This is a genomic window from Leptotrichia sp., from assembly GCF_057270615.1.
In genome coordinates this window covers 1-25,471 of sequence record NZ_DBHIXN010000032.1, presented here as the reverse complement: position 1 = coordinate 25,471, position 25,471 = coordinate 1, and the positions used below count along the sequence as shown (strand labels likewise).

At 29.4% G+C, this 25,471-nt stretch carries 21 protein-coding genes, 5 tRNA genes and 1 pseudogene; 22 read left to right on the top strand and 5 right to left on the bottom strand.

Going from position 1 to position 25,471, the window contains the following annotated elements; translation table 11 throughout:
• From ACO409_RS07045 to ACO409_RS06990, 12 genes are all read left to right on the top strand, one after another.
• A partial coding sequence (locus ACO409_RS07045) for a 2,3-bisphosphoglycerate-dependent phosphoglycerate mutase (RefSeq protein ID WP_485556094.1) occupies positions 1 to 323 on the top strand: 323 nt, incomplete at its 5' end.
• 322 nt (positions 324 to 645) lie between these two features.
• Complete coding sequence (locus tag ACO409_RS07040) at positions 646 to 1,047, top strand: DUF2721 domain-containing protein (protein WP_485556093.1); 402 nt, start codon at positions 646 to 648, stop codon at positions 1,045 to 1,047.
• Positions 1,048 to 1,254: 207 nt separating this feature from the next.
• Positions 1,255 to 2,592 carry a bifunctional UDP-N-acetylglucosamine diphosphorylase/glucosamine-1-phosphate N-acetyltransferase GlmU gene (gene glmU, locus ACO409_RS07035; RefSeq protein ID WP_485556092.1) on the top strand — a complete coding sequence of 446 codons (1,338 nt, stop codon included), beginning with the start codon at positions 1,255 to 1,257 and terminating at the stop codon, positions 2,590 to 2,592.
• Positions 2,593 to 2,658: 66 nt separating this feature from the next.
• Positions 2,659 to 3,651, top strand: a complete 993-nt coding sequence (locus ACO409_RS07030; RefSeq protein WP_485556091.1) for a ribose-phosphate diphosphokinase — start codon at positions 2,659 to 2,661, stop codon at positions 3,649 to 3,651.
• Positions 3,644 to 4,261 carry an L-threonylcarbamoyladenylate synthase gene (locus tag ACO409_RS07025; protein WP_485556090.1) on the top strand — a complete coding sequence of 206 codons (618 nt, stop codon included), beginning with the start codon at positions 3,644 to 3,646 and terminating at the stop codon, positions 4,259 to 4,261. Before ACO409_RS07030 ends, ACO409_RS07025 begins: the two co-directional genes overlap by 8 nt.
• A gap of 36 nt (positions 4,262 to 4,297) precedes the next feature.
• On the top strand, positions 4,298 to 4,771 hold the full coding sequence (locus ACO409_RS07020; protein ID WP_485556089.1) for a viral A-type inclusion protein: 474 nt from the start codon (positions 4,298 to 4,300) through the stop codon (positions 4,769 to 4,771).
• A gap of 37 nt (positions 4,772 to 4,808) precedes the next feature.
• Positions 4,809 to 6,017, top strand: coding sequence for a GspE/PulE family protein (locus ACO409_RS07015; RefSeq protein ID WP_485556088.1), 1,209 nt, complete (start codon positions 4,809 to 4,811; stop codon positions 6,015 to 6,017).
• Positions 6,018 to 6,283: 266 nt separating this feature from the next.
• Positions 6,284 to 6,360 (top strand) — tRNA-Pro (locus ACO409_RS07010).
• Between the two features lie 13 nt (positions 6,361 to 6,373).
• A tRNA-Gly gene (locus ACO409_RS07005) sits at positions 6,374 to 6,449 on the top strand.
• 31 nt (positions 6,450 to 6,480) lie between these two features.
• Positions 6,481 to 6,556: transfer RNA gene (locus ACO409_RS07000), tRNA-His, on the top strand.
• A gap of 6 nt (positions 6,557 to 6,562) precedes the next feature.
• Positions 6,563 to 6,638, top strand: a tRNA-Lys gene (locus ACO409_RS06995).
• A 23-nt stretch (positions 6,639 to 6,661) separates the two neighbouring features.
• Positions 6,662 to 6,745: transfer RNA gene (locus tag ACO409_RS06990), tRNA-Leu, on the top strand.
• Between the two features lie 162 nt (positions 6,746 to 6,907).
• Here the strand turns inward: ACO409_RS06990 and ACO409_RS06985 are convergent.
• The 5 genes and pseudogenes from ACO409_RS06985 to ACO409_RS06965 form a co-directional block, all read right to left on the bottom strand.
• A complete protein-coding gene (locus ACO409_RS06985) occupies positions 6,908 to 7,048 on the bottom strand; it encodes a hypothetical protein (protein WP_485556087.1) in 141 nt (46 codons plus the stop codon).
• Positions 7,049 to 7,172: 124 nt separating this feature from the next.
• A pseudogene (locus ACO409_RS06980) lies at positions 7,173 to 7,478 on the bottom strand (ISLre2 family transposase); the annotation flags it as partial.
• A 30-nt stretch (positions 7,479 to 7,508) separates the two neighbouring features.
• Positions 7,509 to 9,056 (bottom strand): hypothetical protein, encoded by a 1,548-nt coding sequence (locus ACO409_RS06975; RefSeq protein ID WP_485556086.1) that lies wholly within the window; start codon positions 9,054 to 9,056, stop codon positions 7,509 to 7,511.
• Complete coding sequence (locus tag ACO409_RS06970) at positions 9,049 to 9,759, bottom strand: ABC transporter ATP-binding protein (RefSeq protein ID WP_485556085.1); 711 nt, start codon at positions 9,757 to 9,759, stop codon at positions 9,049 to 9,051. Before ACO409_RS06970 ends, ACO409_RS06975 begins: the two co-directional genes overlap by 8 nt.
• A gap of 109 nt (positions 9,760 to 9,868) precedes the next feature.
• On the bottom strand, positions 9,869 to 10,486 hold the full coding sequence (locus tag ACO409_RS06965; RefSeq protein ID WP_485556084.1) for a TetR/AcrR family transcriptional regulator: 618 nt from the start codon (positions 10,484 to 10,486) through the stop codon (positions 9,869 to 9,871).
• Between the two features lie 314 nt (positions 10,487 to 10,800).
• Here ACO409_RS06965 and ACO409_RS06960 point away from each other — a divergent pair, with 314 nt between their 5' ends.
• From ACO409_RS06960 to ACO409_RS06915, 10 genes are all read left to right on the top strand, one after another.
• Complete coding sequence (locus tag ACO409_RS06960) at positions 10,801 to 12,966, top strand: Tex family protein (RefSeq protein WP_485556083.1); 2,166 nt, start codon at positions 10,801 to 10,803, stop codon at positions 12,964 to 12,966.
• A gap of 298 nt (positions 12,967 to 13,264) precedes the next feature.
• A complete protein-coding gene (locus tag ACO409_RS06955) occupies positions 13,265 to 14,827 on the top strand; it encodes an L-lactate permease (protein ID WP_485556082.1) in 1,563 nt (520 codons plus the stop codon).
• Between the two features lie 201 nt (positions 14,828 to 15,028).
• A complete protein-coding gene (gene ileS, locus ACO409_RS06950) occupies positions 15,029 to 17,818 on the top strand; it encodes an isoleucine--tRNA ligase (RefSeq protein WP_485556081.1) in 2,790 nt (929 codons plus the stop codon).
• 102 nt (positions 17,819 to 17,920) lie between these two features.
• Entirely contained in the window at positions 17,921 to 18,391 is a 471-nt protein-coding gene (lspA, locus tag ACO409_RS06945) for a signal peptidase II (RefSeq protein ID WP_485556080.1), read from the top strand.
• 3 nt (positions 18,392 to 18,394) lie between these two features.
• Positions 18,395 to 19,090, top strand: coding sequence for a hypothetical protein (locus ACO409_RS06940; RefSeq protein WP_485556079.1), 696 nt, complete (start codon positions 18,395 to 18,397; stop codon positions 19,088 to 19,090).
• The gene (gene glyQ, locus ACO409_RS06935; RefSeq protein WP_060918773.1) at positions 19,087 to 19,962 is read left to right on the top strand and encodes a glycine--tRNA ligase subunit alpha; all 876 of its coding nucleotides are present in this window, start codon (positions 19,087 to 19,089) and stop codon (positions 19,960 to 19,962) included. The genes ACO409_RS06940 and glyQ overlap by 4 nt, the downstream gene beginning before the upstream one ends.
• A gap of 42 nt (positions 19,963 to 20,004) precedes the next feature.
• Positions 20,005 to 21,261 carry an AAA family ATPase gene (locus ACO409_RS06930; protein WP_485556078.1) on the top strand — a complete coding sequence of 419 codons (1,257 nt, stop codon included), beginning with the start codon at positions 20,005 to 20,007 and terminating at the stop codon, positions 21,259 to 21,261.
• Positions 21,254 to 21,868, top strand: coding sequence for a hypothetical protein (locus tag ACO409_RS06925; RefSeq protein ID WP_485556077.1), 615 nt, complete (start codon positions 21,254 to 21,256; stop codon positions 21,866 to 21,868). The genes ACO409_RS06930 and ACO409_RS06925 overlap by 8 nt, the downstream gene beginning before the upstream one ends.
• Before the next feature lie 53 nt (positions 21,869 to 21,921).
• The gene (gene glyS / locus ACO409_RS06920; RefSeq protein ID WP_485556076.1) at positions 21,922 to 23,958 is read left to right on the top strand and encodes a glycine--tRNA ligase subunit beta; all 2,037 of its coding nucleotides are present in this window, start codon (positions 21,922 to 21,924) and stop codon (positions 23,956 to 23,958) included.
• A gap of 441 nt (positions 23,959 to 24,399) precedes the next feature.
• Positions 24,400 to 25,471 (top strand): OmpA family protein (locus ACO409_RS06915; protein WP_485556075.1); only part of this gene is annotated, 1,072 nt, incomplete at its 3' end.

Genomic DNA, 25,471 nt, shown 5'->3' with positions numbered 1-25,471 from the left:
CAATTGACAAATCAAGTGAATATTATCCAAAATCAGACAGAAGATATGCTGATTTGACTGAAGAAGAAGCACCACTTGGAGAAAGCTTGAAAGATACAATCGCAAGAGTTTTACCTTACTGGCATTCAGACATTTCAAAAAGTTTGCAAGAAGGAAAAAATGTTATTGTGGCAGCTCACGGAAACAGTTTGAGAGCTTTAATAAAATATTTATTAAATATTTCAGATGAAGATATTCTAAAATTAAATTTAACAACAGGTAAACCATTAGTATTTGAAATAGATAAGGATTTGAAAGTAGTATCATCTCCTGATTCTTTTTAATCAAAACAAAATGTAATTTTTAGCAAGGATAAATTTTAGCAATCCTTGCGTTTTTTTGTATTTTTTGAAAATGTAAACTTTCAATTAATATAGTAAAGCTGCTTTAAAACCAAATTTAAAAAGTTATAGTTGTTCTGCTCAAATCTTAGTTTTATTTGATTTTAACTTATTTAGTAAATTATTTTATAATAAAGAAACTCAAGATATTTTTGATTTGTTTCTAGATAATTTTTTTGTCATTTAAAAAGAGATCAAGAATTTTGTAAGAAAATAAATAAAATATAGGGCTTAGTAAAAAAAATTTAAAGGAAGGTGAGAAAATATGACTTTGGAAATAACTACGCCTGCAGTTCTTTTTCCTACTGTATCTTTACTTTTACTTGCATACACAAACAGATTTTTAGCACTTACAGCAATTGTCAGGCAAATGGATTCAAGCGGAGAAGTAAGACATGAATTTTATCAAGTTAAAAATTTGAGGAAAAGGTTAAATTATATTAAAAAGATGCAATATTTTGGAGTTTCAAGTTTGTTAATGTGTGCTGTTTCTATGTTATTTTTATTTTTTCAAATAGATTTTATTGGGAAAATAAGTTTTGGGATAAGTCTTGTGTCGCTAATAATTTCATTATTATTTTCGCTTCTGGAAATTCAAATTTCACTGGAGGCTTTGAGAATACATCTGCATCATAATAGTGAGAGTGAAAATGAAGGAAAAAAATAAAATTTTTAGATTTAAAAAATATTTTAACAAATAAAAAACTTTTTTTTATCATTTGAATAAATTAGAAAAAATTGATATAATTAGGGTGTAAAGTAATTTTAAAAATAAGCTTTAGCGTAAATAAAAATTTAAGTTGAAAAATACTGAATTAATGGGATTTTATAGACTTTTATAAATGACTGGACTTATTAAATTGAAGGAGGAAGGATGATTTCGGTAATTTTGGCGGCTGGAAAAGGGACTAGAATGAAGTCTGAACAATCTAAGGTTTTGCACAAGGTGAATGGTGTTCCAATGATTAGAAGAGTTGTGAATGTTCTTGAAAATATTGGAAATAAAAAAAATGTTTTTATTTTGGGACATAAAAAGGAAGATGTACTGGCTGAAATGGGAGATGTTGATTTTGTTACACAAAAAGAACAGCTTGGGACAGGACATGCAATTTTGATTGCAAAGGATAAAATTAAGAGTTATGGTGAAGATGTGCTTATTACTTGTGGAGATACGCCACTTCTAAAAGAAGAAACCTTGAAAAAATTAAAAGATTCTTTTGATGAAAAAAAACTTGACTGTATTGTACTTTCATGTAAGGTTAAAAATCCATTTGGATATGGACGGATTGTTAAAGAAAATGGTAAAATTTCAAATATTGTCGAAGAAAAGGAAGCAGATGAAAATGAGAAAAGAATAGATGAAATTAATACAGGAGTCTATATTTTTAAAAACGAAAGTTTGCTTTATGCGATAGAAAAAATTGACAATAATAATTCAAAAGGTGAATATTATTTAACTGATGCTATAAAGATTTTGACAAGTGAAGGCTACAATGTTGACAGTTTTCAAATTGAAGATGAAGATGAAATTTTGGGAGTAAATTCTAAAGTTCAGTTGGCACAGGCAGAGAAAATTTTGAGAAATAGAAAAAATGTTGAACTGATGGATAGTGGAGTGATTTTGATTGATCCAGATGCAACTTACATCGAAGATAGTGTTCAAATTGGACAAGATACTGTAATTTATCCAAATGTTACAATTCAAGGGAACACTAAAATTGGAAAAAATTGTGAAATTTTGGGAAATACTAGAATTGACAACTCTATAATTGCTGATAATGTAAGAATAGAGGCTTCTGTTGTAGAACAATCAACTCTTGAAGAAGGAGTAACAGTAGGACCATTTGCACATTTACGTCCAAAGGCACATTTAAAACAAACTGTACATGTTGGAAACTTTGTAGAAATAAAAAACGCTACGCTTGAAAAAGGTGTGAAAACAGGGCATTTAACTTATATTGGAGATGCTGAGATTGGACAAGATACAAATGTTGGCGCAGGAACTATTACTTGTAATTATGATGGAAAAAATAAGCATAAGACCAAAATTGGTAAAAATGCATTTATTGGAAGTAATTCAATAATTGTAGCTCCTGTAGAAATAGGGGATAAGGTTCTTACAGCTGCAGGTTCAGTAATTACAAAAGATATTCCTGATGAAACACTTGCTTTTGGAAGAGCAAGACAGGTAAATAAAGAAAAAAATAAATAAAATAATACTTAAAAATAGGGAAATGTCAAAAATAAAAAATATTAAAACGAAAGAAAGGGAAATAAAATGATAACATTAACTAAAGAAGACAAAGACAAAATTAGAATATTTGCAGGAACATCGAGTAAAAAATTAGCAGAAAAAATTGCGAAATATTTGGATATGGATTTATCATCTTCTAAAATTGTGAGATTTGCCGATGGAGAAACTTTTGCAAAATCAAGTGAAAGTGTACGTGGATGTAAAGTGTTTATTGTTCAGTCTACTTCAAAGCCTGTAAATGAAAGTCTTATGGAACTTTTAGTCTTTATTGATGCAATAAAAAGATCTTCAGCCAAGGAGATTATTGCTGTTATTCCTTATTATGGATATGCAAGACAAGATAGAAAAGCAAGTCCACGTGAGCCAATTACATCAAAACTTGTTGCAAATTTATTAACTGTTGCAGGAGCTACAAGAGTAATTACAATGGATTTACACGCAAGACAAATTCAAGGATTTTTTGACATTCCAGTAGACCATATGGAAGCATTGCCAATTTTGGCTAAACACTTTATAAAATATGGATTTAGTCCAGAAGATACAGTTGTTGTATCGCCTGATGTTGGGGGAGTAAAAAGAGCAAGAGGACTTGCAAATTGGCTTCATACACCACTTGCGATAATTGATAAAAGACGTGCAAAGGCAAATGTTTCAGAAGTTATGAATATTATCGGTGATGTAAAAGGTAAAAAAGCTATTCTGATTGACGATATGATTGATACAGCAGGAACAATTTGTAATGCAGCCCAAGCTTTAATTGATAAAGGAGCAGTAGAAGTTTATGGGTGTGCAACACATGCTGTCTTTTCTCATCCAGCAATTGAAAGATTGAAAAACTCAGCATTTACAGAAATTGTTGTGACAGATACAATTGAATTGCCTGAAGAAAAGAAATTTAATAAATTAAAAATATTGACAACAAGCAAGATGTTTGCAGAAATAATAACTAGAATAGCTACAAATAAACCAATAAGCGGTTTGTTTGAAATGCCGGTTGATGATGGAAATGATGATTAAAATAAAAAAAAATAAAATTGAAAAAGCTGTACAAGTTTTGAAAAGAGGAGGAGTTGTCATATTTCCGACAGATACTGTTTATGGAATAGGCTCTCTTCCTGAAAAAAAATCTGTAGAAGAAATCTATAAAATAAAAAAACGTGATTTTTCTAAAAAAATAATAGCATTAATTGATGACATAAAAAATTTGAAAAATTTTATAAACGAAACTGAAGAAAATATGAATAAAATTTCTAAAATTCTTGATAAATACTGGCCAGGAGAATTAACTGTTATTTTTGGCGCAAATCGTAATTTTACTAAAAAATTTGACAAGAATATGCAAACTATAGGTATTCGTATTCCTAAAAATAAAATTGCTTTGGAATTAATAAAAAAATCTGGTGGAGTGTTATTGACTACAAGTGCTAATATTTCAGGTGAAAATTCTGTAAAAAAAATCGAAGACTTAAGTAAAGAGCTTTTAAAAAATGTAGATATTGTTATTCCAAATGAAAAGTCAGAGCTAACAGGAAAGCCTTCGACTATTGTAAAATATGAAAAAGGAAAACTTGTATTGTTGAGGGAAGGCAATATTTTATTTGATGAGATAATAAAAAATTTAAAATAAAAAACAAAAAAAGTAAAAAAATGGAAAGGAGAATTTATGGCAAAAATGGTAAATCCTAATACAGTTAGTAATATGGATTTAATAAATGCAAAATCACAGGCTAAAATGCAGCAGCTTGTACAAAAAATTGGAAAAGGTAAAAGAAAAGTTAATGTTACATTTTCAAAAATGTCAAGAAGCTATTTGGCAAGAATGATTGAAGAGATGAAAAAAATGATGAGTCAATACGAAAAGCAGCTTCCAAATGTATTTGGCTTCTTTAAATATTTAGAAAATGAAGTTAAAATTACTAAAGCAAATAAAAAAGAAAAAACTAAAAATGTGAAATTATCTTATGAAGAAGTTGATTTTTTTAAATTGCAGCTAAAGGAAACATTAAAGGGGATTGATGCTCAAAGTGCAACTTTAAAATGGTACAATTTGATAAAAAAAGGATTATTCAAAACATTAAAAAAACAAACAGAATTAGTGTTGGAAGAATTTAATAGCGGAAGTGTGAAAAAGAAATAGTTGAAAATATAAAAGTGGGAAGGGAAAATTGAGGACAATGAATGAAAAAATAATTGAAAAGGTAAAATTAAAGGATATTTCAGATAATAAAAAAAATAATTTGTTATCAAAAGATACTGTTTCATATTTAAATGAAATTGTAAAAGCTGGATTTAAGGAGCGAGCCAGCGATATTCATGTGAAATTTGATTTGCTAGAAGGAATGGAAATAAAATATCGGATTGATGGTTATCTTAAAGAAAGTCAGAAATTATATGAAGCTGTGAATAAAAAAGTTCTTGAAAAAAATATTACAGAAATTATTGCTAGAATGAAAGTTTTGGCTGGAATGAATGTTGCAGAGAAAAGAAAGCCGCAAGACGGCAGCTTTTCTTTTTTATTAAATATAAAAAATTTTAATAAACGTTATGATATAAGGGCTGCGTATATGCCAACGGTTGGTGGAGAAAGTATGGTTTTACGTATTTTAGAAAATTATCTAAAAGATACAAAACTTGAAACGTTAGGATTTTCAAAGCAAAGTATCGAAATGTTAAATGAAATTTTAGATAGGAAATATGGAATGATTCTAGTAAGTGGGCCTACAGGTTCTGGAAAATCTACAACATTAAAATCTTTAATAAATATGTTAAATGACGGAAGGAAAAAAATCATAACTGTAGAAGATCCAGTTGAAAGCAAAATTGATGGAACTGTTCAAATACAGGTAAATCAAGAAATTGGAGTAACATTTTCTGAAGTTTTAAAAGCTACATTAAGAAATGATCCTGACATTATTGTAATTTCTGAGATTAGGGACGAAGTTGCAGCAGAAATAGCTGTAAGAGCTGCATTAACAGGTCATCTTGTAATTTCTACAATTCATACAAATGATGCAGTTTCTACATTAATCAGGCTAGTAGACATGGGAATCCCAAAATATCTAATATTAGATTCATTAATTGGAGTAATTGGGCAGCGATTAGTTGGAAAAAAATGCCAGAAGTGTATGGGAAAAGGTTGCGATGAGTGTTCTAGTGGATACAGTGGAAGAATTTCAATAAATGAAATACTTGTATTAAATCAAGATGTCCGGAATATTTTGAAGGAAGATAATCATCTTGGCTCTGAAACTAAAAATAAATTAAAAATGTTAAATCAAAAAGACAATGAACAAAAATATTTTATTGATTTTACGGAAGATGCTGATGAAAAAATTGAAAAGGGATTGATTTTTGAAAGAGAGAAGACAACGGTTATTTTTTAAAAATTTATTTCTAAAATGAAAATAAATTAGTTTTGGAAATTTTTGTAATTTAATTATGTTACTCAAACTCCATCAGAGCCTAAAATATAAGCACATAATTTTTTATATTTTATAGGAGTTTGAGTGCGGTTTAGAATTTTTTTTATTAGCATTTGAGTAAAAGTAAAAAAATTGTAAAAAGTTGTTGACATTTATTTAAAATTATGATATTATATTTCTTGTCCGAGAGTGATTAGAAAAAATGAGAAGTTCACTTGTTAAAGGAACGGTGTATAGCGCAGTTCGGTAGCGCACCTGCCTTGGGAGCAGGGGGTCGTAGGTTCAAATCCTACTACACCGACCATCTTATAGATTTTGCGGGAGTAGCTCAGTTGGTAGAGCGTCAGCCTTCCAAGCTGAATGTCGCGAGTTCGACCCTCGTCTCCCGCTCCATTTTATTTAAAACAAAAAAATCATATATATGGTGATCGTAGTTCAGTTGGTAGAGCGCCAGTTTGTGGCACTGGTTGTCGCGGGTTCAAGTCCCGTCGATCACCCCATAATATGAGCCATTAGCTCAGTCGGTAGAGCACTTGACTTTTAATCAAGGTGTCACTGGTTCGATCCCAGTATGGCTCACCATTTATTAAAATTAAATAATGTTTGCGAGAGTGGCGAAATTGGTATACGCACTAGACTTAGGATCTAGCGTCTTCGACATGTGGGTTCGAGTCCCACCTTTCGCACCATTTAAATAAATTAATTTATTAGTATCAGCACTTCTAAAGGTTGATATTTTTTTTTTGCAAATATTTATCCTTTAAAATTTTTAACTTATCTCATAAAATTGACAGAGTAAAAAATATAAGGGCAGCCAAAATAACATAATAAAATATTTTGGGCTGTCTTTTTTAAATCATTCTGCTTTGTGATATTTTCTTCAGAACTTCCCTCATCAGACTTTCTTCTCTTCTTAAATATGGAATATTTGTCCTTTTTCCTACTTCGCTAATAATATTTGGCAAACAATTTGTTTCTATTACTTTTTTCATTGTATACTCTCTTGTCCCATTAATACTAAACCCCATTTGAATAACGAATACATTATAAATCTTTTTATAGATTAAACCTAATATTTATTTTCAAATAATTAAAATAAATATCCGCTTTTTAAACGGGGAATAGTATAAAATACAGTTTATGAGTCTTATTCCTATCCTTGCAGATTTTTTCAATCCCACGATGTATAGCAACCATCCTCATATATGTATTTCTGCTTCTTCTGCATTTCATATGGTCTTTATCAATTTCTATATATACTGGTGAATTCTCATCCTTTTCAAACCTTTCAATATTAAGTTTCGGCATTTCAAAAGAATTGACAAGATTATACGTGGTAGCCTTTGAAACACCGTAAGGATTTGCAAGAAATGAAGCCGCAGTATGCTGATATTCAAAAAGTATAGTAAAAATCAGCTCCTCTTATTTTTCATGTAATTTTCCCTCCTTGAATTAAATAAAATTTGACTTGCTTGTCTTTATATAAACTCCACTTGAAATAACAAGTAATATGACTGATATTATCTGTAAAACATACATTAAAAACCAATTAAGAAGAATTGGTGTGATGAGTGCAATTATTCCAATAATTCCAGATACAAGAACAGGCATACTCTGTTTTACTACTATCATCTCACTTTCCCATTCATAGTTAGGATATTTTTTATTTAATGAAATTCCTATCACCGTTATAAAAAGTGAATAACATATAGGAACAATGATTAGATTAATTATTTGAATAAGATTCATATTAAGTTTTAGTATAAATACAAATATGGAAATTATGTATCCAATCAGATGAAGTGTAAGATTTACTGCTATCTTGGAATTTAAAATAGTTTTTACTTTAATAGGAGAACTTTGCAAAATCCAAATATTTTTTCCTTCTAAAGATATAGACGAAGCTGCCGGACAACTAAGTGTTAGCATAGATGCAATAAAAATTGGAGCTAGATTTGAAAGATATTCGTTTATATTTTCAACTCCTGAATACTTTCCTAGTTGTTCCACAGAATTAAACAACAAAAATATACTAAAAACACATAAAAGTACCACACCAAGCCCTGCATTCAATACTTCCGTATATGAGCTTAGAAATCGTTCAAGTTCCTTTTTATATAAAGCCAAAAATACTGATTTTCTGTTATAAGATTTTTTGTTGTTAGAATATCTTGATGTTGTTTTGGTAAGAGTATTAAGCAGTTCATATTTGAGTGAAACAATTTGTATAAATATATAGAAAACTACTGTTGAAAGAGCAATAAAAAATCCCATTCCCATGTACATCGGGAAATTATAGTATTGAATAAATAACTTAGAAATTGGATACAGCTTTGTAATTTGCTTAGCAAGTATAATTTTAATACTATTTTCATTACCTGATTTCATAGCTGATACTGCAATGTATCCGATTATACCTATCATTGCAAATGAAAAAATTAGAGAAATAATATTTTTCTTTTTAAAAAAAGATGAAGCGACAACAATAATGATTCCTATACATGTTGCTATGCACATAGGTATCAATGGGGTAAAAATTATGGAAGTAAAATACAATATAATCTGTAATACGTTTAAACTTTTGCTTAATACCCAAACAATTCCTCCCGGAAGCATAAACATTGATCCTATTAAAAAATTTAATAAATACATAAAAATAAACTTGCTACTTATAATATCCGAACTTTTTAAAGGTAAAGATAAAAGGATTTCCATGTCCCGACTGTCAAATAAAATTCCATTAGAATAAAATATTGTCAAAAATAATATCACAAAACTTGATATCGCTAACATATATGCCGGTATCAATTCCTGCTGTCCCGCTTGTACCAGCGTTTCGGCTGTTATGATATTATAGATGCCAAAGAATATGGCAAAAGCTGTTATTCCAAAACTTGTAATAACAATAGAATTTTGTTTTTTATTTCCCAGTTCTCTAATTTCGTTGATTGGAAAGAAATTTATCAATTGTGCTTTAATTAATATCCAAATTTTACTCATTATCCTGTACCTCCATAAAAAAAGTTTCCAAAGATTTATCGCCTTTGACCTCTCCTATATTACCACTTGCGATTAACTTTCCATTTTTTATAATTGCAATCTTATTACATAATTTTTCTGCAACATCCAATACATGTGTTGAAAAGAAAATAGCTCCACCATTTGATACACATTCGTGCATTATTTTCTTCAACAGAAAAGATGCTTTCGGATCAAGTCCTACAAAAGGCTCATCTAAAATAAATAGCTTCGGGTCATGTACCAGTGCAGAAATAATCGCTGTTCGTTGTTTCATACCATGTGAATACGAAGATATTAACCTTGAAAGATGCTCTGTCATTTCAAATAAATCACCATATCTTTGAATTTTTTCTCTACGTATTTCGGCAGGAACTTCAAATAAATCCGCAATAAAATTGATGTACTGAAATCCTGTCAGATGTTCATAAAGGTCTGGATTATCTGGAATGTATGCCATCATTTTTTTACAAATAACAGGTTCTGATTTAATGGAATGTCCATCAATAGTTATACTTCCGTTCTCAAAGTTATGAATCCCTACTACCGCTTTTATCGTTGTAGTTTTTCCAGCTCCATTTGCTCCAATAAAACCATAAATATCTCCAGACCGCACTGAAATAGATAGGTTGTCAACAACCTTTTTATCTCCATAAAATTTACTTAAATTTTTTATATCTAACATAATTTACCTCCATTGACAATTTGTCAGTTATTTTTTGAAATAAAACCGATAACTTGTGTAGCATCAGCTATCGGCACATCATTGTTTTTACAAATATTCTATTATTTTTTTAATTGCTAAAGAGTTTTTTTGTATTTAAACTTTGTTCAAGCATTATCTTAAATGCATTTAAGTAATCATTGACAGGTTCTTTTTTTGAATATCTTATACTTATGTTATTTGAAACAAAAACATAAGCCGTCATAAGAAATTCTGCTGTTTCTAATGGATATTTTACAGAAAAAACTTTTTCTGATATTCCTTGTTTTATTATCTTCTCAAAATATATTGTCAGTTTTTCAATAATCTTATGGGATAACTTATCTATTAAGTATCTATTTTCTTCAAGATCAACTGTTTTTTGTAATTCGTTTTCTTCGTCTGTAACATTTTCAGTAGATATAATCGTTTCATCAATAAATGCTCTGATTTTTTCTATTGCATTTTTTTTATCATCATAAGCAATTAAATGAATACGCCTTAGTAACTTATCTGAATATTGTTCAACAAGACAGTATAAGATATCCTCTTTATTTTTAAAGTGATAATATAACAACCCTCTTGATATATTTACTTTATCAACTATATCCTGAGTAGTTGTATTAGTATATCCTTTCTCCATAAAAAGTATCATTGCAGCATTTATAATCTCAGCACGCCGCATTTTGGGTTCTTTTACATCTCGCATTTTATTCCTCCTAATTGTATTGTACTACCTAACTGACAATTTGTCAATTAAAATTTTAATATATTTAGTCTTGGATTTTTTAAAATAGTTAAACCAAATCAGTATTTCAACAAAGTAAAATATTTTATAGAATTAATTATTTTGATATATATCTTACAAAAAATCTAAATTATTTAAAAATATAATTTTTTAATTGCTCCTATATTTTTTACTCTGTCCATAAAATTATTCAACTGGTTATTTTTTATGAATTATGCTAAAATAGTTTTGGTAAATTTAAAATAAAAAATTAAATTGTAAATGGAGGAAAGGCATTGGATATTTTAAAAAATGTAGCAAGTGAGCTAAAATTTGGCGAGTCACAAGTGGAAAATACGATAAAACTTTTTGACGAAGGGGCGACTGTGCCGTTTATTGCTCGTTATAGAAAAGAAGTTACGGGAAATCTGGACGAGGAGCAAATTAGGGATGTAATTGAGAAAGTTACTTATTATAGAAATTTGGAAAAGAGAAAAGAAGAAGTTTTAAGACTTATAGAAGAACAGGGGAAATTGACTGATGAGTTGAAAAATAGCATAACTTACGCAACAAAACTTCAGGAAGTGGAAGATCTTTATTTGCCTTACAAGAAAAAGAAAAAAACAAAGGCAGATATTGCAAAAGAGCAAGGGCTAGAACCTTTGACAGAATTTGCGTTGGTGACAATGACTACTTTTGAGATGTTGGAAAAAGAAGCGGAAAAATATTTGAGTGAAGAAGTTTTGTCGGTTGAAGATGCGATTAATGGTGTGCATTTGATTATTGCACAAAATATTTCGGAGGATGTGAAAATAAGGGAATTTTTGAGAGATAAAATTTCAGAATTTGGAATTTTGACTTCTAAAGTTGTGGAAAAAAATAAGGAAAATGATGAAAAAGGGGTTTATCAAGACTATTATGAGTATTCAGAGCTTATTAAAAAAGCGGCTTCTAATAGAATTTTGGCGATAAATCGTGGTGAAAAAGAAAAAATATTAAAAGTTGATATTGAAATTGATGAAAAATTTGAAAAATTTATAATGGATTTTATTTTGAATACTTTTGAAAATAAAAATTTAATTGAATTTTTGAGTAAAGTTATAAAAGATTCACTGGATAGACTGGCTTATCCGTCAATAAAAAATGAAGTGAGAAATATTTATACTGAAAAAGCTGAGGAAGAAGCGATTAATATTTTTTCTGAAAATTTAGAAAAACTGCTTTTGCAGCCGCCTTTGAGTAAAAAAACATTGATGGGCCTTGATCCCGGTTACAGAACAGGTTGTAAATTGGTAATTATTAACAAAGACGGATTTTATGAAACAAATGATGTGCTTTTCCTAGTTGAAGAAATGCATAATCCTAAACAGCTTGAAACTGCAAAGAAAAAAATATTAGATTACATAAAAAAATATGATGTTGATATTATTGCGATTGGAAATGGGACAGCTTCCCGTGAAACTGAAAGTTTTGTGGCAAATGTTATAAAAGAGGCATCAAAACCTGTGTCATACTTGATTGTGAGTGAAGCTGGAGCTTCGGTTTATTCAGCTTCAAAAATTGCAATTGAGGAGTTTCCTGATTTGGATGTAACGGCGAGAGGAGCGATTTCGATTGCTAGAAGGATTCAAGATCCGATGGCTGAGCTTGTAAAAATTGATCCAAAATCAATTGGAGTTGGAATGTATCAGCACGATGTAAATCAGAAAAAATTGAATGAAACATTGGAGCAAACGATTGAGCATGTTGTAAATAATGTTGGAGTCAATATTAATACGGCTTCTTGGGCATTACTTAGTTTTGTGTCTGGAATTAAGAAAAATGTGGCTAAAAATCTTGTAGATTACAGGCATGAAAATGGAGATTTTAAGGATAGAAAAGAATTGAAAAAGGTAAAAGGGCTTGGAACGAAGGCGTTTGAACAAATGGCAGGATTCGTTGTGGTGCCTAATAGTAAAAATCCTTTGGATAATACGATAATCCATCCAGAATCATATCATATCGCTGAAACTATTTTGAAGGAAGCAAATTGTAAGGTTGACGATTTAAAATCTGATTTGGATGAAGTTAGACAAAAATTGAAAACAGTGAATTTGGACAAAATTATAAAAGAAAATGATTTTGGACCACAAACTGCAAAAGATGTTTATGAAGCGTTGCTAAAAGATAGAAGAGATCCAAGAGATGAGTTTGAAAAACCATTATTGAGATCGGATATTTTAAATATGGATGATTTGCAAGAAGGAATGGTTTTGGAAGGAACTGTGAGAAATGTGGCAAAATTTGGAGCATTTGTGGATATAGGGCTAAAAGGAGATGCACTGCTTCATATTTCTGAAATTTCTGATAAATTTGTAAAAGATGCTACAAAAGAGCTATCTGTGGGACAAATTATTAAAGTTAAAATTTTATCGCTGGATAAAGAGCGTGGAAGAGTGGGACTTACGAGAAAAGGATTATAGAAAATTTAATAGATATTAAAAAAAAGTAAAAATGTTATAAAAAATGAAAAAATTTAAAAAAAAATTTGTACTTTTTAAAAAAATTTGGTACTATATAATAGAAAGATAGTTTAGGTTATTAAAAATTATAAAAGATTATTCTAAATTTTATAATAAAACATAACCTAAAAAATTTAAAGAATTTTTAAAAAACCAAATTGATTTTAAAAAATGAAATATTATGTGTATTTTAATTTTTTGAATAAATTTTTCTTTTTAAAACTTTTTTAAAAAATATAAATAGAAGGAAGGTTCGGAAATGGGATTATTTTTAATTGGATTAGTGCCAATAGTTGTATTTTTGATATTATTAACATTTTTGAAAAAATCAGCTATGTTTAGTGCGTATGCCAGCTTAATAGTGGCAATTATTTTAAACTTTATTGTCCCTGGATGGCGAATGCCAGTTCAAGGGGTTATCGCTTCAGTTATTGAAGGATTTGCAACAGCATGGATGCCTATTGGTTTTGTTGTATTTGCTGCATTGTTTGCTTATGATTTATCAGTAAAAACTGGTAAAATTGAAACAATTAAATCAATGTTAGGAAGCATTTCAACAGATAAAAGAGCTCAAGCATTGATATTAGCTTGGGGATTTGGTGGATTTATAGAAGGTATTGCTGGATATGGTACAGCAGTTGCGATTCCTGCGGCAATAATGGTTTCATTAGGATTTACTCCCCTAAGTGCAGCGTTAATTTGTCTAATTGCAAATTCAACACCAACAGCATTTGGAACAGTTGGACTACCTGTTACAACAATGATTACAAACTTTAAATTAAACGCAGGGGAAACAGCATTTTATACATCATTACTATTATTAGTATTAACATGTATTATACCATTTATATTAGTAATGATGGCTAATAAAGAAATTGATGGCGGAAAAAATTCAACATTTGGAAGAGGAATCTTACCTGTAGTTATCGCTTCAATTGTAGGTTATCTGACTCAACCATTTATCGCAAAAGCAATGGGTGCAGAATTACCAACAATTTTATCAAGTTTATTTGCAATGATCTTAATGATAGTTGCTACTAAAATCTTTATTAAAGAAGATGAAAGTGCAAAATCTAATAAAGGTCAAGCTATTACTGGAAAAGATGCATTTATGGCTTGGATTCCATATATTTTAATGATAATCTTAATTATCGGAACAAGTCCAGTTGTAGAAGCTGTTCATAAAGCTCTAGAACCAACAACAACACATTTTAATTTTGCTTTAGGACATCAAGCTGCATGGTTTAAAGATAAAGGAGATCCAAGTGTAATATTCAAATGGATTTTAGCTCCAGCAGCACCATTATTTGTAGCAACAGTTATTGCAGGATTTATCCAAGGTGTAAAACCAAAAGTTATGGCTGAAACTTTGAAAGAAACAATACTTAGTAAATTACCTTCAGTTGTGGTAATTATGGGAATTGTGGCATTGTCAGTAGTTATGAAACACAGTGGAATGATTGAAAGTATAGCAAAAGGATTTGCTGCAACAGGTAAATTCTTCCCAGTTATTTCGCCGTTCTTAGGAACAATTGGTACATTTGTAACAGGAAGTGACTTGGCATCTAACTTATTATTCGGTGGAGTTCAAGTAAATATAGCAGGATCGCATGATGCATTGAAAGCATTGTATATCGCCGCTGGTACAGGTGGAGCGACAGGAGGAAAAATGATTTCTCCACAAAATATCGCAATTGCCGCTTCAACAGTTGGATTGATGGGTAAAGAAGGAGATATGCTTAAATTTACTGTTAAATATTCAATAGCTTATGCAGCTGTTTTAGGTATTTTAACATTCATCGGAGCAGGAATACTTGGATAATTTTAAAACTAAAAATTAAAATTATAAAATTAAGAAAATTAAATGTAATAAATAAAAAAGGAGAATACCGAAGTTAGAAAAATTTTGGTATCTCCTTATTTGTATATTTAAGGACGAATTATTTAAAAATATATAAAATTGTGATATAATAGAAGACATAAAAACAGCAAAAAAAATAATTAAAAGAAATAGGAGGAAGTAATGTCAGAAAATAACAATCCAGAAAAAGTGGATTATGCAAAAACGCTTAACTTGCCAAAGACAAGTTTTAAAATGAAAGCTAATTTGGCACAAAAAGAACCTTTGACATTAAGGGACTGGAAAAAAGCTGAGATTTATGAAAAATCATTAAAAGAGGGAGCACCATTTTTTGTATTGCATGATGGACCGCCTTATGCGAATGGAGATATTCACATTGGACATGCGTTAAATAAAATATTGAAGGATATTATCTTAAAATATAAGAGATTAAGAGGTTATAATGCACCGTATATTCCAGGTTGGGATACTCACGGACTTCCTATCGAGTGGAAAATAATGGAAGAACTTGGAGAAAAAGCAAAAAATATGACTCCACTGCAAATTAGACAGGAATGTAAAAAATATGCTCTAAAATGGGTAGAAAAACAAAAAGAAGGATTTAAAAGACTAGGAATCTTAGGAAACTGGGATAATCCTTATGTTACTTTAAGACCTGAATATGAAGCAGAACAATTAAAGGTATTTAAGGAAATCTATGAAAATGGCTATGTTTATAAAGGATTAAAGCCTGTTTACTGGTCACCTACAACTGAGACAGCTTTGGCTGAAGCGGAAATTGAATATAAAGATGTAACTTCTCATTCAATTTATGTAAAATTTGAAGGGGAAAAAGATTTGACTGATAAATTAGGTGTGGATGAAGCAAGTATTTTAATTTGGACAACAACACCTTGGACATTGCCAGCAAACTTGGGAGTATTCTTACATCCTGAATTTGATTACGGATTGTATAAAACTGAAAAAGGTAATCTTGTAGTTGCAAAGGACTTGGCTGAAGATGTGTTTAAAACATTGGACTTGTCGTATGAATTATTAAAAGAATTTAAAGGGACAGAATTGGAATATACTCATTATCAACATCCGTTCTTAGATAGAAAAGGGTTAGTAATGAATGCTGATTATGTAACAATAGATGCAGGTACAGGAGCAGTTCATACAGCGCCAGGACATGGGGTTGATGACTATAATTATGCATTAAAATATGGAATTGGAATATTGTCGCCAGTAGATGATAGAGGACATATGACTAAAGAAGCTGGAAAATATGAAGGAATGTTCTATGCAAAAGCAAGTAAAGCGATTGTTGAAGACTTGACTGAAAGCGGACATATGTTGTACCATACAACTTTTGTTCACTCGTATCCACATGATTGGAGAAGTAAGAAGCCAGTTATTTTCAGAGCGACTGAACAATGGTTCATTAGCATTGATGAAAGCGATATCAGGGAAAATGCATTAAAGGCATTGGAAAATGTTGAATTTGTGCCATCTTGGGGTAAAAATAGAATTGGTTCAATGTTAGAAACTCGTCCTGACTGGACTATTTCAAGACAAAGAGTCTGGGGAGTGCCAATACCATTATTTTACAATAGAGCGACTGATGAAGTTATCTACGAGCCTGAAATTATGGATAGAATAATAGAATTGGTTAAAAAAGAAGGAACTGATATTTGGTGGAAATATGAAGCCAAAGAAATTATTGGGGATGAACTTTTAGAAAAATATAACTTGAAAGATGTGGATATTAGAAAAGAGAGAAGTATAATGGATGTCTGGTTTGATTCTGGAGTTTCGCATAGAAGTGTGCTAGTTCCAAGAAACTTGCCAAGACCAGCAGATTTATATCTTGAAGGAAGTGACCAGCACAGAGGTTGGTTCCAATCTTCACTATTGACATCAATTGCAAGTACAAAAGATGCACCTTACAAGAGAATATTAACTCACGGATTTACAATGGACGGACAAGGTAGAAAAATGTCTAAATCACTTGGAAATACAATACTTCCAAAAGATATTACAGAAAAATACGGAGCAGATATTTTAAGACTTTGGGTATCTTCAGTAGATTACAGAGAAGATGTGAGAATTTCTGAAAATATTTTACAGCAAATGTCAGATGCCTACAGAAGAATTAGAAATACAGCGAGATTCTTGATGGGTAACTTAAATAACTTTGACTATGCAAATGATAAAGTTGACTATAAAGATATGTTTGAAATTGACAAATGGGCAATGCACAAACTGGAAGAATTAAAAGAAAAAACAACTGAATATTATGATAAATACGAATTTTACAGTTTATTCCAAGAAATTACATATTTCTGCTCAATGGAAATGTCTTCATTCTATCTTGACATCGTAAAAGACAGACTTTACTGTGAAGGTACAACTTCAATCGAAAGAAGAAGTGCTCAAACTGTGCTGACAGAAGTTCTAAAAGTGTTAGTAAGAATTATTTCACCAGTATTGTCATTTACTGCTGATGAAATTTGGGAAAGAATTCCAGAAGCGTTAAAAGAAGAAGAAAGTGTGCATTTATCAAAATGGATTGAAGCAAATCCTGAATACTTAAATGAAGAGTTGGCTAAAAAATGGGATAAAATCGCTCGTTTAAGAAGAGAAGTAAATAAAAAACTGGAAGCAGAAAGACAGACTGGATTAATAGGGCATTCTCTTGATGCAAGAGTTCTTTTAAACATTGCCAATGATGAATATTCATTTATAAAAGATTATACAGAAAATGAAGTTTCTGACTTATTTATCGTATCTCAAGTTAAATTTGTAAATGATAGTTTAGCAGAAAGTGAAATCGAAGGAATAAGTATAAGTGTGGAAAAAGCGTCTGGAGAAAAATGTGAAAGATGCTGGAAGTATGATGAAGAAGTTGGGCACGATCACAATCATTCAGATGTTTGTCCGAGATGTGCAAGCGTTCTGGAAAAAATGTAATATAAATTTATTTTGTAAAATTGGACTAAATATATCTAAATAAATAACTTATTCAGTCCGATTTTTACAAATATGTGTCAATAAAAATGTGAGGAGAAAAGAATGCCTTATATAATTATTATTTTGGTTTTAGCTGCATTAGATCAAATTACAAAGCAGTTAATGTACAACATAGCAGGTGGAGTTTCAGGTTTTTCAATACCATTAATAAAAAATTTTTTTCATTTGACTTATGTTGAAAATCATGGCGGAGTTTTTGGACTTTTGCAGGGTAAAATCAATCTTTTTACGATAGCAAGTACGGTTCTGATTATATATGTAATCGCTGTAGAATACAAAAATTTTAAGAACTATAGCAAATGGACAAAAATAGGAGTAGCAGTAATTGCCGCTGGAGCTTTGGGAAATATGATTGATAGAATTTTTCGGGGATATGTGATTGATATGATTGATTTTCGAGGAATTTGGGTTTTTGTATTTAATGTTGCGGATATGTATGTTCATATTGGGATTTATATTATTGTGATTGATTATTTAGTGAGAAAGTGTAGAGAGAAAAAGAGTGGTGAATAATTGATGTTTGGAGGGCTAATCTTAGTATTGTTATTTTTTGTTCTAATTATAGTAGTGATTATTTTGATTATAAGCATAATAATTTCAAAAAATAAACTAAGAACAACATTTAAAATAAATATTGGAATACTAATTTTTGTGCTCTTATTTTTCTTTATTTGGTTTCCTGTTAAAGAAAATACAGTTTTAAAATTAAAAAATGGATATTTGGTAGAAATAGAAGATTTTGAACATACTGCTTATTATTTAACAAATGTCGGTTATTTAGAAGGTTTAAAAAAAGAAAAAAATAATTGGATTGGCTATATTAATAAAATTGAAGAGCTTCCAAGTGATATTTTTTATTTGATGGGATATGATGAATTAACTGAAAAAGAAAGAAAAAAAATAGATAAAAAATCAGGATATTTTATCATCAATTCAAAAGAAGAAATATTTAATTTAACAGAAGAACAATTAAAAGAAAAATTGAAAATAAAAAACCTTAATTTGAAATATCCATTTAAAGTTATACGACAATATGGAGAAAAAAAGGAATTATCACCATATTATAAATTTATAGAGGATAATTATTTATCAAATAAAATAAATATAACAACGTTTAATACTATTAAATATACAACTATAGCATTATTGACTTTAGTAGCAGTGATTTTGAAAATAAAATTAATAAAAAAGAGAAAGGATAGAGATAAATGACTTTTCAGGAAATTATATTAACTCTTCAAAAATTTTGGGGAGATAAAGGATGTATAATATCAAATCCGTATGATATTGAAACAGGTGCAGGAACATTTAATCCAGATACTTTTTTGATGTCATTAGGGCCTGAACCTTGGAATGTTGCCTATGTTGAGCCATCACGTCGTCCAAAAGATGGAAGATACGGTGAAAATCCCAACAGAGTGTACCAACATCATCAATTTCAGGTAATTATGAAACCATCACCAGAAAATATTCAAGAACTTTACTTAGAAAGTTTGGTTGCACTAGGAATTAATCCTAAGGAACACGACATAAGATTTGTGGAAGACAACTGGGAAAGTCCTACACTTGGAGCGTGGGGATTAGGATGGGAAGTTTGGCTAGATGGAATGGAAATTACACAGTTTACGTATTTCCAGCAAGTTGGAGGACTGGAAGTGGAAATCGTTCCATCAGAAATAACTTACGGACTTGAAAGAATTGCACTTTATTTACAAAACAAAGATGATGTAAAAGATTTAGAATGGACAAAAGGTGTAAAATACGGAGAAAGAAGATTCCAGTTTGAGTATGAATTGTCAAAATACAGCTTTGAAGTAGCAGACGTTCCAATGCACTTTCAGCTTTTTGATATGTACGAAAAGGAATCTAAAAATTGTTTAAACAACGATTTAGTATTCCCGGCTTATGAATATGTTCTAAAATGCTCACATACATTTAACAACCTTGATGCAAGAGGGGCAATTAGTACAACAGAAAGAATGTCTTATATTTTAAGAATTAGAGATTTGGCTAAGGGATGTGCAGAAAAATTTGTAGAAGCTAGGGAAAGATTGGGATTCCCGTTGCTGAATAAAAATAAATAGACAAAAAGAGGGGGATTCTTCTTTTGAAAGGAGGGCTGTTGAATGAAATTGTCAATAAGAAATGTTGGAAAACTGAAGGAAGCTGATGTTGAGATAAATGGGATAACTGTTATTACTGGTGAAAATGATACTGGGAAAAGTACAGTTGGGAAAGTTTTGTGGAGTGTTTTTAATAGTTTTTTTGAAATAAAGAAACAAATACGAACAGATAAAATTTCAAGTATTTTGGAAGAATTGAGAAGAGTATCTTCAATACAAGATATTAGGAATAATCTTGCACATTCATCAATTGTAGAATATGATTTAGATTTGAATGATTTTTTAAAACAGCTAGAAAAAAAATTAGAAGTATTGAATGATGTAAGAGGTTTAGATGATGAATCAAAAGATGAATTGAAGGATACTTTAAAAAAAATAAAAAAAAGAATTAATTTATCTGATGATGAGATTATGAAAGAGATTACTCAAATTAATTTTAATAAAGAATTTAATAGTCAGATTAATAATTTAAATTTTTTAGAAGAAGGGAATATAGATTTAAAAATAAAGAATAAGAATATAAATCTAATAATTTCTAATGATAAGATACAAATTAAAGATTTTTTTTCATTATATGAAAATGTAATGTTATTGGATAATCCAAGAATTATTGATAATTTATCAGAAAATATCATTCTTTCAGCAAATAAAATATTTTCAATTATTGAAAATTTACATAATTCTAAATTTATCTCGATGTTAAGAAATGATAAAAGTAGCACAGCAACAGATAATATTTTAAATGAAGAAAAATTATTTAAAATAGAAGAAAAGTTGAATAAAATTGTTGATGGAAAATTTTTGAAAAAAGATTTTGGAGTATATTTTTATAGAAATAAATCTGGCAAGGAAATAAATATAAAAAATTTATCAACAGGATTTAAGGTATTCTCAATAATAAAATTACTTATTCAAAATAATCAATTAAGAGAAAATGGAACAATAATTCTTGATGAACCAGAAATTCATTTACATCCAGAATGGCAACTAAAATTTGCTGAATTGATAGTTTTATTGCAAAAAGAGTTTGGAATGCATATTTTATTGACAACACATAGTCCGTATTTTTTAAATGCAATTGAAGTTTTTTCGGAACGACATAAAATTGATGATAAATGTAAATATTATGTGGCTGAAAATGAAGGAAATAGTAGTATTATAAAAGATGTAACAGGAAATACAAGAGAAATTTATAGAAAATTAGCAAGACCGATTCAGGATTTAGAAAATATTAGATATAGCAGTGATTTAGATGAGTAAAAAAATTAATTTGAAAATATATAATACTTCTACATTAAAGCAAACTTCAAAAGATGATAACAATGAAGAATATATGACAGAAAGTCAAATTAAAGTAATTAATTTTGATAGTGTTGGAGGAGATAAGTACACTAGAAATAATAATTTGAGTATTCAGCTAAAAACAAATGATGTTTTATTTTTACATAGCGATAGAAGATATACTTTTATTGAATTTAAAAATGGGAAATTACTTGATAAGTCTAATAGAATTGATATAAAAAAATTAAAGGATATAGAGTTAAAGATTCTTAATAGTATGTTTGTTTTAGGAGATATTGAGGAAAAATCTTTAAATACTTTAAAAGAAATTACAAATTATATTTTAGTCTACAATGAAGAAAAAAATTCACCAAATGAAAAGAATTCCATTTCAGAGATTGGAAATTATTTTGTAAATCAAGGAAGTAGTTTATCAGTTGGAGAAAATACTTTTGATGAAGATGAAATCATTTGTTTTGGACTTGAAAAATTTAAAGGTTATTGCTTCAAAAATGTACACACTTACTCAAAAGAGGAATTTGAGGAAAAATTTGTAAAAAAGATGGAAAATAGAAATATTGTTTAGAAAAATAGTTAAAAAGAAATAAAAATGTAAATTTGTAAAGGAGAGAATTAATTATGAATTTTCTTTTTGAAATAGGATTGGAAGAATTGCCTGCACAATATGTGGATAAGGCGGAAAAGGATCTGAAAAAAATAATAGAAAATGAATTAAAATCTGAAAGAATTAAGTTTTCAGAAATTGAATCGTTTAGTACGCCTAGAAGGGTTACAGCGATTATAAAGGATTTGGCTGAAAAACAGGATGATTTGGATAAAAAAAGTGTAGGGCCTTCAGTTGAGATTGCTTATAAGGATGGACAACTTACAAAGGCTGGAGAAGGATTTGTAAAGTCACAAGGTGCTACGGCTGATGATATAAAGATTATTGAAAATGAAAAAGGGAAGTATATTTCGATTGAAAAGTTTATTGCAGGGAAGGATACTAGGGAGATTTTGCCTGAAATATTGAAAAATGCGATAAAGAAAATAGAGTTTGAAAAATCAATGAAGTGGGCTGATAGAACGTTTAGATTTGTAAGACCGATTAAATGGTTTGTGACTTTATTTGATAATGGGGAAATTTTACCTTTTGAGTTTGAAGGGCTAAAAGGTGGGAATAAGACTCGTGGAATGAGATATTTTGCTTCTCAGGACATTGAGATTAATAATCCGCTTGATTATGAAAAAATATTGCTTGAAAATTTTGTTATTGTAGATGGTAAAAAAAGAAGAGAAGAAATTTTGAGAAGCATAAAAGAAAATGGTGAAAGTGATGGAGATGTTGCAATAATTAATAAATATCTTCTTGATGAAGTAGTTAATGTGGTAGAATATCCTTATGCGATAAAGGGTGAATTTAACAAGGATTATTTACAGCTTCCTGAAGATATTATAACAATTACATTGGAAACTCATCAAAGATATTTTCCAGTAAAAGATAAGGATGGAAAATTATCAAATAAATTTATTGTTATAAGAAATGCACCTGAATATTCAGAAACTGTGAAAAAAGGAAATGAAAAAGTTGTAGAGCCAAGACTTGCCGATGCGAAATTTTTCTTTGACGAAGATTTAAAAGGTAAATTTGCAGACAATGTAGAAAAACTGAAGGAAGTTACTTTCCAAAAGGATATGGGAACAATTTTTGAAAAAGTTAAAAGAAGTGAAAAAATTGCTGAATATTTGATTTCAGAGTTAAATTTGAGTGATAAAAAAGAAAATATTATAAGAACAGTAGATTTGGCAAAAGCGGATCTTGTTTCAAATGTAATTGGAGAAAAGGAATTTACTAAGTTGCAAGGATTTATGGGTTCTGTTTATGCTAAAAAGCAAGGTGAAAATAAAGATGTTGCACTTGGGATTTTTGAACATTACTTGCCACGTTATCAAGGGGATAAATTGCCAACAACTATAGAAGGTGCCATTGCTGGAATTGCTGACAAAATGGATACAATAATTGGATGTTTTGCAGTTGGGCTAAAACCTACAAGTTCTAAGGATCCTTATGCATTGAGACGTGCTACACAAGGAATTATTCAAGTAGTATTAAATTCAAAACTATCTTTTGACTACAAAAAATTAGTTGAAAAAGCTTATGAAATTTTTGAAGCTGATAAAAAAGTATTAGAAGGAAATGTCGTAAAAGATGTAACAGAATTTTTTAAACAAAGAATAGTTAATGTACTTTCTGAAAAATATAAAAAAGATCTTATAAATTATGAAATAAATCTTGAAAGTAATATTGTAGAACTTGATAAAAAATTATCAGAATTATTAAAATTATCACAAACTGAAAATTTTGAGGTTTTAATAAATCTATTAAAACGTGTAAAAAACATTGTTAAAGATGAAAAAAATAAAAATTTAAGTATTGATAGCACATTATTTGAACAGGAAGAAGAAAAAGAACTGTATAATTTTGCAAATCAATTGGAAAATATTGAAAATACAGATTTTTCAAATTATATTGAGACATTGCTTAATAATGCTGCTGCAATTAACCATTTTTTTGATAATGTAATTATTAATTCTGATAATGAAAAGTTGAAAAATAATCGTATTGCATTATTGAAAAAGCTAGAAAATTCTATTGACAAAATGATAAATTTATAATTTAAATTTTTATGGATTTACACAGAATTAACACTTCAAAATCAAACCAAAAAAATATAATAATTCTGTAAAAATCTAAAGTTTAATCTAATTTTTGGATAGATTATATTAAGTTAAGCAGAATAATATATCGAATTATAAAAAATAATAAACGCCAAAAAGAATCAAAATTATTAGATGACTGATAAGTCAATAAAATCAGGTTGTTTAGTAGGAAAAAGTGCTAAATATAACGGTTGAAGTAGTGTATTATTTAATTTTTTTATTGACTTTTTATTAAAAAAATGATATTATAACTTGTAAACAAAAAAAGTTTTAACTATAAAAATAAATTAATTAGTTAAAGCATTGATTTTTCTCTTAAAATGTTGTATAATTTTAAAGAGGATTAGGAGAAAGAAGTAATTAAAAATTTAGAGAAAAAATTCAGGAGGAATTGAAATGAAAAAATTAGTTATTTTAGGAACAGCTTTATTGGCTTTGAATGCTGTAGCATCTGAAGTACAAGTAAAAAGTGGATATGATTTCTACAGAAAATTTAAAGCAGGATCAAGCGAATTTAGTGATGATTACAAACTTAAAAATGGACCAACTCTTGGTTTAGAATACATTGTTGATAACCAAGGTGAATTTGAATGGGGATTAGGAGCAGAATATAAATTATCATCTCATTCTGGAAAATTAATAAGAAAAGATGATAAAGCTAAATTAATGAGAAGTGTTCCAGTTTATGCAGTAGGTAAATTCAACTTAATTACAACTAACAACGGTAATGATGCTTTATACGTATTAGGAAGAGCAGGATATAACTTTGCTCATGAAGCTAAAAATGTAGATGGTAAAGTTAAAGGTGGATTATATACTGCAGCAGGAGTTGGTACTGAATTTGGGCCAGTTTCATTAGAAGCTATCTACGAAAGATCAGGAGTTAAAATTAAAACATCTGATGCTTTAGGAAATACTGAAAGAACAAGAAATTACAATGATTCAGTAGGAGTTAGAGTAGGATATAGATTTGGACAATTGAAAAATGACAGATCACCTAAAATTATAACTCAAACTGTTACAGTACCTGTACCAACTCCAGTGCCAGCACCAGCTCCAGAACCAGCACCAATTGTTAAACCAAATACTGCTGTGTTACCATTTAGCTGCTCAACTGATGAAAAGAAATGTGTAATCAGAGGATTTAAAGTAGATGGTAGAGTACCTAACGAAGGTGAAGCTGCTGACTTGAGAACTATCGCAGGTGTAATTAACCAATTTGCTGATGGTGGATCAATTGATTTCGTTGGACATACAGATTCAACTGGATCAGCTGCTTATAACCAAAAATTATCAGTAGCAAGAGCACAAAACGTAGCTAGATTATTAAGAGACTACGGATTGAAGAACTCTATTTCTTATGGAACAATTACTGGTCAAGGAGAAAGCAACCCAGCTGATACTAATGACACAGTTAAAGGAAGATACAACAACAGAAGAGTTGAATTATTCTTCCAAAACGTTGACT

Excerpts from the sequence above, each read along its gene's own strand:
- ACO409_RS07040 (WP_485556093.1), top strand. The coding sequence starts at position 646 with ATGACTTTGGAAATAACTACGCCTGCAGTTCTTTTTCCTACTGTATCT.
- glmU (WP_485556092.1), top strand. The coding sequence starts at position 1,255 with ATGATTTCGGTAATTTTGGCGGCTGGAAAAGGGACTAGAATGAAGTCT.
- ACO409_RS07030 (WP_485556091.1), top strand. The coding sequence starts at position 2,659 with ATGATAACATTAACTAAAGAAGACAAAGACAAAATTAGAATATTTGCA.
- ACO409_RS07025 (WP_485556090.1), top strand. The coding sequence starts at position 3,644 with ATGATTAAAATAAAAAAAAATAAAATTGAAAAAGCTGTACAAGTTTTG.
- ACO409_RS07020 (WP_485556089.1), top strand. The coding sequence starts at position 4,298 with ATGGCAAAAATGGTAAATCCTAATACAGTTAGTAATATGGATTTAATA.
- ACO409_RS07015 (WP_485556088.1), top strand. The coding sequence starts at position 4,809 with ATGAATGAAAAAATAATTGAAAAGGTAAAATTAAAGGATATTTCAGAT.
- ACO409_RS06985 (WP_485556087.1), bottom strand. The coding sequence starts at position 7,048 with ATGAAAAAAGTAATAGAAACAAATTGTTTGCCAAATATTATTAGCGAA.
- ACO409_RS06975 (WP_485556086.1), bottom strand. The coding sequence starts at position 9,056 with ATGAGTAAAATTTGGATATTAATTAAAGCACAATTGATAAATTTCTTT.
- ACO409_RS06970 (WP_485556085.1), bottom strand. The coding sequence starts at position 9,759 with ATGTTAGATATAAAAAATTTAAGTAAATTTTATGGAGATAAAAAGGTT.
- ACO409_RS06965 (WP_485556084.1), bottom strand. The coding sequence starts at position 10,486 with ATGCGAGATGTAAAAGAACCCAAAATGCGGCGTGCTGAGATTATAAAT.
- ACO409_RS06955 (WP_485556082.1), top strand. The coding sequence starts at position 13,265 with ATGGGATTATTTTTAATTGGATTAGTGCCAATAGTTGTATTTTTGATA.
- ileS (WP_485556081.1), top strand. The coding sequence starts at position 15,029 with ATGTCAGAAAATAACAATCCAGAAAAAGTGGATTATGCAAAAACGCTT.
- lspA (WP_485556080.1), top strand. The coding sequence starts at position 17,921 with ATGCCTTATATAATTATTATTTTGGTTTTAGCTGCATTAGATCAAATT.
- ACO409_RS06940 (WP_485556079.1), top strand. The coding sequence starts at position 18,395 with ATGTTTGGAGGGCTAATCTTAGTATTGTTATTTTTTGTTCTAATTATA.
- glyQ (WP_060918773.1), top strand. The coding sequence starts at position 19,087 with ATGACTTTTCAGGAAATTATATTAACTCTTCAAAAATTTTGGGGAGAT.
- ACO409_RS06930 (WP_485556078.1), top strand. The coding sequence starts at position 20,005 with ATGAAATTGTCAATAAGAAATGTTGGAAAACTGAAGGAAGCTGATGTT.
- ACO409_RS06925 (WP_485556077.1), top strand. The coding sequence starts at position 21,254 with ATGAGTAAAAAAATTAATTTGAAAATATATAATACTTCTACATTAAAG.
- glyS (WP_485556076.1), top strand. The coding sequence starts at position 21,922 with ATGAATTTTCTTTTTGAAATAGGATTGGAAGAATTGCCTGCACAATAT.